The 12885-nt window shown below is 36.6% G+C and carries 12 protein-coding genes, 1 tRNA gene and 1 pseudogene; 13 read left to right on the top strand and 1 reads right to left on the bottom strand.

Translation table 11 applies throughout. The features are described 5' to 3' along the window. Positions 1 to 42 precede the first annotated feature (42 nt). The 7 genes and pseudogenes from dltC to IGI47_RS04880 form a co-directional block, all read left to right on the top strand. On the top strand, positions 43 to 276 hold the full coding sequence (gene dltC, locus IGI47_RS04850; RefSeq protein WP_005881129.1) for a D-alanine--poly(phosphoribitol) ligase subunit DltC: 234 nt from the start codon (positions 43 to 45) through the stop codon (positions 274 to 276). A gap of 2 nt (positions 277 to 278) precedes the next feature. Continuing rightward, positions 279 to 1559, top strand: coding sequence for a D-alanyl-lipoteichoic acid biosynthesis protein DltD (dltD, locus tag IGI47_RS04855; protein WP_438783518.1), 1281 nt, complete (start codon positions 279 to 281; stop codon positions 1557 to 1559). 316 nt (positions 1560 to 1875) lie between these two features. Further along, positions 1876 to 2958 (top strand): M42 family metallopeptidase, encoded by a 1083-nt coding sequence (locus IGI47_RS04860; protein WP_438783519.1) that lies wholly within the window; start codon positions 1876 to 1878, stop codon positions 2956 to 2958. Next, complete coding sequence (locus IGI47_RS04865; protein ID WP_311930136.1) at positions 2958 to 3770, top strand: DUF975 family protein; 813 nt, start codon at positions 2958 to 2960, stop codon at positions 3768 to 3770. Before IGI47_RS04860 ends, IGI47_RS04865 begins: the two co-directional genes overlap by 1 nt. A gap of 50 nt (positions 3771 to 3820) precedes the next feature. Next, positions 3821 to 4561, top strand: a complete 741-nt coding sequence (locus tag IGI47_RS04870) for an MBL fold metallo-hydrolase (RefSeq protein WP_438783520.1) — start codon at positions 3821 to 3823, stop codon at positions 4559 to 4561. Positions 4562 to 4574: 13 nt separating this feature from the next. After that, positions 4575 to 5579: a lipoate--protein ligase gene (locus IGI47_RS04875; protein ID WP_311930138.1), complete on the top strand. Its 1005-nt coding sequence runs from the start codon at positions 4575 to 4577 to the stop codon at positions 5577 to 5579. 173 nt (positions 5580 to 5752) lie between these two features. After that, positions 5753 to 5872 (top strand): annotated as a pseudogene (locus IGI47_RS04880) (DUF3788 family protein); the annotation flags it as partial. A gap of 93 nt (positions 5873 to 5965) precedes the next feature. On the opposite strand, the gene IGI47_RS04885 reads toward IGI47_RS04880, so the two are convergent. After that, on the bottom strand, positions 5966 to 7816 hold the full coding sequence (locus IGI47_RS04885; protein ID WP_438783521.1) for a hypothetical protein: 1851 nt from the start codon (positions 7814 to 7816) through the stop codon (positions 5966 to 5968). 217 nt (positions 7817 to 8033) lie between these two features. Between IGI47_RS04885 and IGI47_RS04890 the strand changes: the two genes are divergently transcribed. The 6 genes from IGI47_RS04890 to IGI47_RS04915 all read left to right on the top strand — a co-directional run bounded on the left by IGI47_RS04890 (position 8034) and on the right by IGI47_RS04915 (position 12870). Then, the gene (locus IGI47_RS04890; RefSeq protein WP_438783522.1) at positions 8034 to 8570 is read left to right on the top strand and encodes a signal peptidase I; all 537 of its coding nucleotides are present in this window, start codon (positions 8034 to 8036) and stop codon (positions 8568 to 8570) included. A gap of 64 nt (positions 8571 to 8634) precedes the next feature. Beyond that, positions 8635 to 9318, top strand: coding sequence for an O-methyltransferase (locus IGI47_RS04895; RefSeq protein ID WP_311930141.1), 684 nt, complete (start codon positions 8635 to 8637; stop codon positions 9316 to 9318). Positions 9319 to 9591: 273 nt separating this feature from the next. Continuing rightward, positions 9592 to 9665: transfer RNA gene (locus IGI47_RS04900), tRNA-Arg, on the top strand. 586 nt (positions 9666 to 10251) lie between these two features. Next, positions 10252 to 11358 (top strand): beta-galactosidase BglB, encoded by a 1107-nt coding sequence (gene bglB, locus IGI47_RS04905; RefSeq protein WP_438783523.1) that lies wholly within the window; start codon positions 10252 to 10254, stop codon positions 11356 to 11358. An 18-nt stretch (positions 11359 to 11376) separates the two neighbouring features. Next, complete coding sequence (locus IGI47_RS04910) at positions 11377 to 12393, top strand: TRAP transporter substrate-binding protein (protein WP_438783524.1); 1017 nt, start codon at positions 11377 to 11379, stop codon at positions 12391 to 12393. Next, positions 12394 to 12870 (top strand): TRAP transporter small permease, encoded by a 477-nt coding sequence (locus IGI47_RS04915; RefSeq protein WP_311930145.1) that lies wholly within the window; start codon positions 12394 to 12396, stop codon positions 12868 to 12870. The last annotated feature ends 15 nt before the right edge of the window (positions 12871 to 12885 follow it).

Consider the following 12885-nt stretch of genomic DNA (forward strand, 5'->3'; position numbering starts at 1 on the left):
TTATCAAAAAAATATAGAAAAATATGAAGGAGCGATTTTATCATGGAAGAACAAGTTTTGACAATTTTAGAAGAAATAACAGGAACAGATGAAGTAAAAGAAAATAGAGATATCGATTTATTTGGGGAAGGCTTACTTGACTCTCTGGCTTCGGTCCAACTGTTAGTGGAACTAGAAGGGCAATTAGATGTACAAGTACCTGTATCAGAATTTGACCGCGACAATTGGGGGACACCAAATAAAATTATTGCGCAAGTGCAAGAATTGAAGGGATAATGATGAAGAAGAAACTATTCGCTATTTTCGGTCCGATCCTTTTGGCTTTTGGATTAATAGCACTCTTTTTCACTTCTTCTTATCGTGTGAATTTAAATGATCCTACCCTCATCAAAAAAGCATCTACGTCAATGGCTGAGAATGTTTTAAAAGGGGATGCCATTAAGAATGAGGCGTTATCGGAAAAACAATATGTTCCCTTTTTTGGATCAAGTGAATTAAGTAGGATTAGTCCATTCCATCCATCGGTATTAGCTGAAAAATACCAACGAAATTATCGGCCGTTTTTATTAGGGGCACCTGGTACACAATCCTTGAGTCAATATATGATGATGCGTTCAGCCGGGGATGACTTGAAACACAAAAAAGTAGTATTCATCATTTCACCTCAATGGTTCGTAAAAGAGGGTGTAAAAGACGACTATTTTAATACGTATTTCTCAGAACTCCAAACATTTGATTGGTTGTTCTCATTGAAAAAGATCACACCAACGGATCGCTATTTAGCAAGACGTCTGTTACATTTTTCTAAAGTAAAAGAGGATGAGGCACTGACAGAGGTGTTAAAAACGATTAAAGCAGGCGAGTTACCAGCGGCAGACAAAATCGATCAATTCCAAAATAAATGGAACTTGCTGAAAAGGGAAGATGAGCTTTTTAGTAATATTGGCTTGAGCAATCAACAAGCGAAGATCGATCATGAAACAAAGGCTCTGCCAAACTCTTACCAAGAAGATTCTTTGGCAAATTTAGCTGAAAAAATTGGAAGAGCGGATACGACGAACAATCCTTTTGAACTAAAAAATGATTTTTATACACATCGGATAAAAAAATATGTTGACCGACTAAAAGACTCACAAACACATTGGGATTATCGCTTTTCTCCAGAATTTTCAGATTTCCAATTAGTTTTGCAGCAGTTAGCGGAAGATCATGCGGAAGTCTTATTCATTATTCCTCCCGTTAATCAAAAATGGAGTGACTACACAGGATTATCACAACAGATGATCCAAGAATTTGCGAAAAAAATCAAATTTCAGTTGAACACGCAAGGATTCCATCGAATCGCTGACTTCACTCACCAAGCGAACCAACCTTATTTTATGGAAGATACGATCCATTTAGGTTGGAAAGGCTGGTTAGCAGCAGATCAGCACATCCAGCCATTTTTAGAAAATGACCAGTCAACAAGCCATTATCAGTTAGACGATTCATTTTATAGTAAGGCGTGGCAAAAGCTATCCCCAGATCAACTGAAGGATGTACAAGTAAAACAGCAGTAAGTTGCGCTGTCTGAAACAATAAGAATGAACTGTAAAAAGTAATACTTATTGTTCCGGCTTAAAGCGATTGAAAAAATAGTAAATCCTTTCACTCAACTGTGGAATCGAACTAAACGACGGGAACAGAAATAACTTCTTTGAACGAAACTAAAATCCTCAAAATTTGAAAAATTTTTTCGTGGATTTTTGTTTATTCCTTGAAGTTGAATATTTCTGTTCCGGTCGTTTTTCTATAAAGAAAAACAGAGAAACTAAAAAGTCCACATAATAAATGGTATAATCTTGATATCAATAGTTGAAATGGGGGAAATTGATTTTGGACAAAAAAGAAGAGAAATTACTGATTGATCTAACTTCAGCCAAAGGAGTACCTGGAAATGAAGAAGAGGTCAGAAAAGTTTATAAAAACTATGCCAAAGAATTTGCAGATGATATTTTTTATGATGGATTAGGAAGTATTATTGCTAAACATGGCGCTGGTGGAGGTCCCAAGGTATTCATCTCTGGTCACATGGATGAAGTTGGATTCATGGTCACAAAAATCACGGATAAAGGATTTTTAGAATTTCAAACATTAGGCGGTTGGTGGGGGCAAGTCATGCTGGCTCAACAAGTAGAAATCAAAACGCAAGAAGGAAAAGTCATCCATGGTGTGATTGGTTCAAAACCACCTCATGTCTTGACTCCAGAAGTTCGGAACAAGCCTTATGATATCAAAGACATGTTCATTGATATTGGTGCAACTAGCGCAGCAGAGGCAAAAGAATGGGGAATCCGCCCGGGAGACATGGTTACTCCTTACATTGAATATAAACGTTTGAATGGTGGGAAATTTCTGTTAGCCAAAGCTTGGGACAATCGGATCGGAACGGCGGTTTCGTTACGCGTTCTTGAAAATTTGGCAAAAGAAAATCATCCGAATGTGTTGTTTGCCGGTAGTGACGTGCAAGAAGAAGTTGGATTGCGTGGTGCTCGTACAAGCACGCATTTAGTAAATCCTGATATTGCCTTTGCTTTAGACACAGGGACAGCTGGTGATACTCCAGGAATGACACCGAAAGAAGCAGATTCTGTCTTAGGAAAAGGACCACAGATTCTGATCTTTGATGCTTCAATGATTCCACATAAAAAATTACTGAACTTTGTAATTAGTGTTGCTGAAGAAATGGATATACCTTTCCAATATACTGTGATCACAGGTGGAGGAACGGATGCTGGGCAAATGCATTTAACGAGAGATGGGGTACCATCTGTTGCGATCACTGTCCCTGTTCGATACTTACACTCACATACATCGGTTATCCATGAAGATGATTATTTAAATACAGTGAAGCTAGTCACAGAAGTGGTCAAACGATTGGATAGCGAAACTGTTGAAAAAATTCGGAGTTATGAATAATGAAAGATAGCTTAACTATTTTAGAATATCGCAAAAAAGCGCGCATCTCGCTTGAACATCAGTGGGGGATGAATGCGTGGCTGATTTTTCTTTCTATGTTTCTCGTAGGATTAATCCAAGCATTTTTTGAAGGAGCTTTCTCAATAAATGATTCGCAGCATCAAATACTTCGTTTTTTACTTGAAAATCTCCTTCTGTTTGCTTTCTCATACGCTTTGTACTATATCGCTTTAGTCGTTGTACGTGGAGGCAGAGTAAAGTCTAATCTGTTATTCGTTGTCTTCCAAAAAGAATATTTTGGACCGATTTTAGTCATCAATCTGATCAATGTAGCCATTAACTGGCTGATCAATGCGTTGGTTTTATTACCTGGTCTATTGGTTGGTGGAGTCAGTTCATATATAAAGTTACTTTTTAATGCAAATTCTGTTGCTCCAAGTATTGTGTCAGGCGACTTATTTGATGTCAGTTTTGTTGTGTTGACTGTGATCATGGTCTTTGTTTCTTTAGTTGTCATGAGTATCATTGGTGGTCTATTTCAATTTGCTGCTTGGACAAAATTCGATTATCCAGAACTTTCGATCATCCAATGTCTTAAATATGCCTGGTATCTATTAAAAGATCGATTGGTCAAGTATATTTTATTGCAGCTTTCATTTATTGGCTGGTATATTTTGGGTGCTTTAGCCTTATTCATTGGATTACTATGGGTAATTGCTTACGTCAATGTAACGATTGCAGGATTTTATGAACAAGCGAGAATCGAGAAGAAAGATCCAACCGACTATTTTTCACTAGAAGCTAGAACATAGCCCAAAAAGTTTTAGTTATGTTAGGATAAAAAGTTGAGGGGGAATCACTCATGAAATTAACAGTTTTAGGGTGTTTAGGCGCCTATCCATATAAGAATCAAGGAACAACAAGTTATCTGCTGCAATCAGACGGCTTCAATCTTTTGATCGATGCAGGAAGTGCAACACTAGTCAAGCTGGAAGAACAGCTTGATCCGTTAGCATTAGATGCAGTGATTTTGAGTCATTACCACTATGATCACATTGCAGATTTAGGTGTACTGCAATATTATTGGCAATTGCATCCAGAAAAAGATCCTGAGGCGATTTTGCCAATCTATGGTCATACAAAAGATACGACTCATTTCGAGGAATTGACATTGCCAAATGTGACTGAAGGACGTCCTTATTTTGAAGCAGAAGAACTAAAAATAGGACCATTTACGATTACTTTTATGGAAACGATCCATCCAGTCGTATGCTACGCGATGCGAATCGTAGAGGAAACAACCGGCAAGATATTTGTGTTTACAGGAGATTCTGGTTATTTAGAAAGCTTTGTTGAATTTGCGAAAGACGCGGATCTTTTTTTAGCGGACACGTATCTATTTGCAGGAAATGAACGTCATAAAGCACACTTTACTTCAAAAGAAGCAGGCGAATTGGCCAGAGCAGCAGAGGTCAAAAAAATAGTTTTGACTCATTTGCCACAATTTGGTGATTTAGAACAGTTGAAAAAGGAGGCGCAAGAGGTCGCGGGTGCTAAGATCGAAGTGGAACTTGCTGCAGTGAATAAAGTATTTGACATCTAGGAGGAAAATGAAGATGATTTTTGTACCTAATGAGAACCACGATCCACGGATCAATTTAGCGATTGAACAGTTTTTATTACAAGAAATACCTATAGATGAACCAATTTTACTTTTTTATATTAATGAACCTTCGATCATCATTGGAAGAAATCAAAATACGATCGAAGAAATCAACCGAGAGTACGTAGACGAACATGAGATACATGTCGTTCGTCGACTTAGTGGTGGCGGTGCGGTGTATCATGACTTCGGTAATTTAAATTTTAGCTTTATCATGCCGGATGATGGCGATTCCTTCCGAGATTTTGCCAAAGTAACTAAACCGATTATTCAAGCTTTGCATGAACTAGGTGTAGCAGGAGCTGAATTAAAGGGACGCAATGACTTAGTGATCGATGGCATGAAATTCTCTGGTAATGCAATGTATGCAACGAATGGACGAATGTTCGCCCATGGAACGATCATGTTTGATTCTGATATCAACGAAGTAGTCAATGCGTTGAAAGTCAAGAAAGATAAGATCGAATCAAAAGGGATCAAATCCATTCGTTCCCGTGTGACCAATATCAAACCATTTCTTCCAAAAGAAAAACAAGGGATGACTACAGAAGAATTCCGTGAAGAAATTTTATTGAAGATCTTTGGTGTTCCATCAGTTGATCAAGTGAAAACTTATCAACTAACAGAGGAAGACTGGACAAAAATCAATGAGATCTCTGACCAGTATTATCGTAATTGGGATTGGAATTATGGAAAATCACCCGATTTCAATTTCTCTCGTCAACATCGTTTTCCAATTGGCTCTATCGAAGTCCATTTGAATGTCGCCAATGGTTTGATCCATGATGTTAAGATTTTTGGTGATTTCTTTGGATTAGGGGATATCAAGGATGTCGAGCAAATGCTAGTAGGCCAACGCTATGAAAAAGAAACATTGAAAAAAGTAGTAGAACAGATTGATATCAAAAAATATTTTGGCGCAATCGAACCAGAAGATTTACTTTCACTTTTGTATTGATCAAGTGAAACAATCAGCTTCTATTATTTTCTAGAATTACATCAAAGAGGTCTAGATAAAAGTCGTTTAGGTTTGAGAAATTGGATAGAAAAACGAACAATACGTTTTTTGTATTGCTCGTTTTTTTAATTTCCGAAAAGCCTGACTTTTGGACGCCGTTTATTTGAGAGAGGCTGGGACAGAAGTGTTTAACTCCGAGAAATAAGAAGAAATGAACGAAAATTGCTTTTCAAATTTTTGTGAATTTCGGCTTATTTCTGAAGGAGTTGCTTCTGCTCCCGCCGTTTATTCGAGCGTCTGTAGCAAAACTGTCTTTAGATTTGTCCTACATTCTTTATTTTGATTTAGAACATGCAATAAAAGTTTTTCTACCTTATCTCATCACTTTACTTTCTCGGATTTTTGAATGGGTGTTTTAACTGGATCGTGAGGCGATCACTCTTATTGTCTTTTTCTTGCCTCAATGTACCAGCGTATCGTTCAGCGATATCTTTGATCATCGTGAGATCAAACTGTTCTTTTTCTTGCAATTCTTCTGTGATACCGTGAGAAAATAAGTTCGTTTCATAATGAGCGCTATGTTCACAGTGGATCAGTAATTCATCCTCTTTTTCTTTTAAGTGTAATGAAATTTTTCGTTGCACAGGGTCCTCGATAGCGTGAGTTTCCCTAAAAGAATGCTCTAGTACATGAATCAATAACTGCGTTAGATCATTGTCACTGACAGCCGGTTTTTCTGGAAGATCCGCTTTGAATTCTACTTGGATATTACGCTTAGAAGCAATATCTTGATAACGAGCTAGAATCAGATTTGTCAGTTGGTGTGCAGAATAAGAGAAGATGAATTTAAAGTTCTGTGCCTCATTCAAGATGTCTCTAATTTCATTTTGTGCTTCTAAAGATTTATTTTCTAAAATTAGATCTTCAATGTTTTCCATATTTTGAATAAATTCGTGTCTTAATGAACTGATTTCTCGGATATGCTCTCGTAGTTGGTCATAGTGTTGCTCCAATAAATCGGACTTCACCTCAAGAAAGCCCACCACTCGTTGATGTTGGTCGAAACTGACGATATATTCGATGATATTATAAACAACGATCACAATCAAAATGAGCACGAATAAAATAGTTGACCAATTGATATCTGCTTGATAGATCCCTAATGCAGATTGGATATAAATCATGCAATGGGAAATCGCGATCAGGACGATCCATGGCGTACAAGCCACAAAAAAGCGATTGTTCTTATATGCCTCACCTATGGAAGCTAATGAGGTAACCAAGGTACTAATAACACTTACAACGTTGACGATAGGCATCAGTTCCGGAAGTTCATTTGGTGTCACTAAAGAATAAACGAGCACACCTAGTTGTATCGAAATTTGAACGATACAAAATAAACTATATATTTTTTTATAATAGATCATTCGTGTCAGATAGTAAGAGATAATAAGTATTGAAGTTAGAATAATAAAAATATGCGATAAAATAGAATGCACGATCGGCTCGAAGAGAACACCACTCAAGATGTCTTCTGAAACGGATTGGAATCCAAGAACTAATGCAAAACAACTAAGGATCAGTAAAGAAACATCGAGCTTTCTCTTCTTGTAGAGAATAAATGTCGAGTAGGACAAGGTTCCTATAGCTAAAAATACAGCAATGATCATCGTGACTACTTGGGGAATGGACTGGGAGAAAATAAAGCTGATCATCGGTCCAGTTGTTCCGATATAGACTTTAGGAGGAAACCCAGCATAATTACGATAGGGAGAAGCAACTTCGATTTTTAATATTTTCCCAGCGTAGTCTGTAGGTAGATCGATCACAGCTAAAGAAAGTCCTGGGTTATTTTCTTCTAAAATATGAGAGTGATCATATAAGAGTTGTTTGTCTAGGTATACTCTGATCCATTGATGGTTTCCTTTGATCAATAGATTTGAATCATTTACTTGTTCTTTTAGGATGGTTTCCATGGAAAATGTTTCATTTCGATCGATTTTCGGAAGGTGTGTCACGTAGCGGCTATCAAAATGAAAATCAGGATCACTTTTCGAGTAATAACTCCAAGAATCAGTCAATTCTGTCACGTTGTCACGATCTGTTGGGGCAAAGATATAATAAAAAAAGTAAAAAATACTTAATAAAAATAACGAACATAATATAAACAAAAAAATCCATTTTATTTTTATACTGGACTGTTCTTTTGTATTATTATTGTTATTGAAAATCTTCATAACATTATCCTTTCTGTCATGTAGTTTTTTTCAGATTATACGTTTTTTCATTTATAGTCAATCAAAAATAGCAATAAATTTAGATAACTAGGGTTATTTTTGATTTTCGTTTCAATTTAAAGTTATTCTATTATTAATATGTTATGTTTAGGTTTGATAAAAATATTTAGTTATTATATTATTAGGTTGGATAATTGAAGAAGAGGAGTGGGAAGCGGTGCCTTTATACAAAAAAATAACTTTTTTCAGCTCGATATCATTGATTGTACTGTTAGCACTTACCTTAAGTATTATCTTACTTCCTAGGGTTTTTGGCTTGACGACACAAATCATCGAAGATGACGGAATGAGCCCTTATTATAGTAAAGGTAGCCTGATTTATGTAAGACCAAAAAATCCTAATGAACTATTGGTTGGGGATGTCATCACTTATTATGAAAATTCCGGCGAACACATTATGACAAGAAGAGTTATTGCAGTAGAAGAAGAACATCAAAAATTTTATACGAAAGCGGACAATCAAAGTCAAACGGAATCTGGTGTTGTGTCAAAGAGAAACATTATTGGTGTACCAATCTTTCAAATTCCATATATTGGAATTGTATTATCCAGAACAGCATTTGTATGGATTCGCTGGTTGTTCTTTGGGATTGCGTTTAGTTTGTCAGCCATCACTGCTTGGAACACACTTGATACGTTTAAAAAAAGGAAAAGAAACCATTCATTTTTGTCTTCACACAATGTCAACGACTAATAATTTTTCCTAGCTTGTATATTTATTTTATTCTTCGTATAATGGAAGAATAAGGAGGAAGATTATGCGTAATGAAATGATGCATCGTCCTGTAGTGAAAGAAGAGTTAGTTGACTTTATGCGGACGAAACAGAAAAAACTTGAAGGTGAGCTTGGCTTGATTGAAGAAGAAGCACATCTCGCAGAAGTTCCAATCGTTCCACATGAGACAGTGGTCTTCATGCAATTTTTATTGGGCCAATTACAACCTAAAAAAATTTTAGAAATAGGTGCAGCTATTGGGTTTTCGTCTAGTTTAATGGCACAAACGATTGAAAAAGATGGGCATGTCACCACGATCGATCGTTTTGACGTTATGATCAAGAAAGCAAAAGCGACTTATGAAAGACTAAATTTAACAGATAAAGTAACGTTATTAGAAGGGCAAGCTGCTGATATTTTACCAACACTGACTGGTCCTTATGATTTCATTTTTATGGATAGCGCTAAATCAAAATATATTGAGTTTTTACCCGAATGTTTACGTCTCTTAAAAAAAGGCGGAGTGTTGATGGTAGATGATATTTTTCAGGGAGGAACGATTCTTTTACCAGATGAAGAAATTCCCAGAGGAAAGCGGGCGATCCATCGTAAATTGAATGAGTTCTTACGAGTGGTGATGGAGCATCCAGACCTTACTTCCACTTTAGTACCTTTGGGAGATGGAGTAATCCTTATCACTAAAGAAAAAGATCAGATTGTTTTATAGTAAGGGGAAATTGTCGTACATTTTCCTAAAAAAATAAACAATAGGTGAATCTGGACTTTGCGACAATAAGAACAAATAGATGAAAAAATAAAAGAAACTATTTGTTCTTATTGTTTACTATCCCCCATAGGATGAGAGCTACCTATTTATTTAGTAGGTTCAAGAAAAAAATCAAACAATTTAGACGATTGGGCATTTTATCAATAAAATAACTATTTCGTATTGACAGAAACAAAATGATTCTATATAATTATTTTTGTTCCGAAAAAGCTTGTCATAGTAGCTCAGCTGGATAGAGCATCCGCCTTCTAAGCGGACGGTCGGGGGTTCGAATCCCTCCTGTGACGTAATCAAACCGCTAGAAACGTTTGTTTCTAGCGGTTTTCCTTTTATTTTGTGCCAAATTTGTAGCAAAAAAATCAAGGGATAACGATCTAGTGGATGAGCAATTTTTGGTAAATTACAAAATGGTATTCAGGTGAGAGGCTGAGACAGACGTAGCATCAAGAAATAAGAAGGGCTTATTTCTTGATGCTACGTTTGTCTCACTGTTTATCCACTTTTTGTTTTTCCATAGTTCTAGCAGCTGCTAAAAATGACCATGAGCTCCCATAGTTTCGCTTTTTACGATGCAAAGATTTCTTGAATGAGGTCATTAATATAGAACATGGGATTGTGCTAAGGAATAATCTGAAAAAGAGTATTTTCAAGTAGTTAATCGGAAATTTTATTGAGTGGTTCAATGTAGACGCTCTTTCTAGCTGCGGCGACGTATGTAGCTCCATCAAAGTTGCACTTTCAACTGATCAACTTTCGCTTTTTTCGATCAATTATAGATAGTTTTTGGTCAATTTATACTATTTAAGTACGAATTAATTACTGATATAGTAGGGATAACAAAAAATGAAAGTGTTTTAAGGGGTGCGTGTCGAAATGCCAATTATAAAAGAAATGTTTGTACCGAAAGAATTGATCAAAGACAAAATTGATTTACTCGTCGAAAACTTAACAGCTATCCAAGATGATAGTGGCGAATTTCTATTAGATTTTGATGGGATGAAAGTAGACGATAAGAGCTGGTCCGTATGGAACTGGCCTCAAGGAGTGGGACTATATGGTATCTACAAAAATTTCCAAATAACCAAAAATCCTCGTGCATTTGAAATCGTTCATGAATGGTTCGAAGCACGAATGGAAGAAGGTGCTCCACCAAAAAATGTGAACACGATGGCACCTTTACTTACGATGGCTTATTTATACGAGGATACCAATGATCTTCGTTATCTTTCCTATTTGGAACAATGGGCGGAATGGGTCATGCATGACATGCCAAGAACAAATGAGAATGGTTTGCAACACGCCACTTACGGCCCAGAAAACAAAAACCAGCTATGGGATGATACGCTAATGATGACAGTGTTGCCGCTAGCGAAGATTGGCAAGTTACTTCAACGTCCTGACTATTTAGAAGAAGCACGCTATCAGTTTATGATTCATATCAAGTATTTAATTGATAAACGAACTGGACTATGGTATCACGGTTGGACATTTGAGGAAAATCATAATTACGCTGAAGCTTTTTGGGCACGGGGAAATTGTTGGCTGACAATTGCGATTCCTGAAATTATTGAGATCTTGGAACTTTCAAAAGAGGATGCGCTGAGACAATTTTTAATTGAAATACTGGAAGCACAGGTGCGCTCGCTTGCCGTTCACCAATCGGAAACAGGATTATGGCATACGCTAATTGATGATCCCTCTTCTTACCTAGAATCTTCTGCAACAGCGGGTTTTGCCTATGGCATTTTGAAAGCGATACACAAACGCTATTTGCCACAGGAATACAAAGAAATTGCTTATCGTGGGATTAAAGGACTATTGGAACAAATTGACGAGATGGGAGAAGTGAAAAATGTTTCGATTGGTACAGGAATGGGGGATAGTTTAGATTTTTATCGAAACATTGGAATCACAGCTATGCCGTACGGTCAATCATTAACAGTACTTTGTTTGACGGAATTGTTGGTTTCTTATTGTTAAAAAAGAAAGGATAATCAAATGAAAAAAATAGCCTTGCTAGTAGGAGTATTTAGCCTAATATTACTAGGCTTAAGTGGTTGCGGCAACCTTGCGACAGTTACTCCAACAGATAAAAAGGAAGTAATCACATTGCGTTTTGCCTATGCAAGTAATAGTCAACCGGTTATTGATGTAATGAAAGAATTTGGTCGATTAGTAGAAAAAAAAACAGCTGGTTCAGTGAAAATTCAATATTTTCCAGATGGGCAGCTTGGAGGTGAAAGAGAATTAATCGAATTGACTCAGTCGGGAGCTGTTGATTTTACGAAAGTGAGTGCTTCGGCTTTAGAAAGTTTTTCAAAAGAGTATGCTATTTTTTCAGTTCCCTATCTATTTAAAAATGAAGAACATTTTTTCAAAGTGATGGTTAATGAAAAAATTATGGAGCCAGTTTACCAGTCAACGGCCAATTTAGGGTTTACTGGTATCACCTACTATGATTCAGGCCAACGAAGTTTTTATATGGTCAAAGGGCCTATCCGAACCCCGCAAGATTTAAAAGGAAAGAAAATCCGGGTTATGCAAAGTGAGACAGCGATCAAAATGGTTGAGCTACTTGGAGGATCGGCTGTACCAATGGGGAGTGACGAAGTGTATACTTCCTTACAATCGAATTTAATCGACGGTTCTGAAAATAATGAATTTGTGCTACATACGGCTGGGCATGGTAGTGTCGCTAAATATTATTCTTATGACGAACATACGCGCGTGCCAGATATTATCATTATGAATGATGCGATTAAAGACCAGTTGACAAAAGAACAAGAGACAGCAATTTATGAAGCAGCAAAAGAATCAACTATTTTTGAAATTGATGCTTTTGCTAAGGCGGTTGAAGAAGAAAAAGCGATTTCTCAAAAAATGTATGGGGTCAAATTTAATAAAGTCGACAATACCCCGTTTCGTGAGGCGGTTACACCCCTCCATAATGAGTTTAAAAACAACCCCATCTATCACGAATTGTACCAGGAAATTCAAGCACAAGGGGGACAGTAAATGAAAAAGATAGTGAATAAAATTTTGGAAATTGTTTGTGCTACTTTACTTGTTGCTATGGTCGCAATAGTTTTATGGCAAGTATTTTCCCGTACGGTATTAGGTAATCCTAATACCGTGACAGAAGAACTTGTTCGTTTTGGCTTGGTTTGGTTAGCGATGCTTTCTTCGAGCTATGTGGTAGGGAAAAAAACGCATTTAGCAGTCACTTTATTAAGTGAAAATTTAACAGGTAAAAAAAGAAAACTGTTAGAAATAATTATTCAAGTCTTATTCATTGCTTTTGCTGCAATTATCATGATTTACGGTGGTACCAATGCAGTTTCTCTGACAATGAAACAGATTTCTCCGTCATTAGGTATACCTATGGGTTATGTCTATTTATCTGTCCCTGTATCTGGTGGACTAATGATTCTCTACAGTTTGATCAATTTATTTGATACATTGCACAATCAACCAATTCAAGAAAAAATATAGAAATGGAGAAATGAT

It is taken from the genome of Enterococcus sp. AZ191 (assembly GCF_051713845.1).
GTDB classification, from domain to species: domain Bacteria; phylum Bacillota; class Bacilli; order Lactobacillales; family Enterococcaceae; genus Enterococcus_B; species Enterococcus_B durans.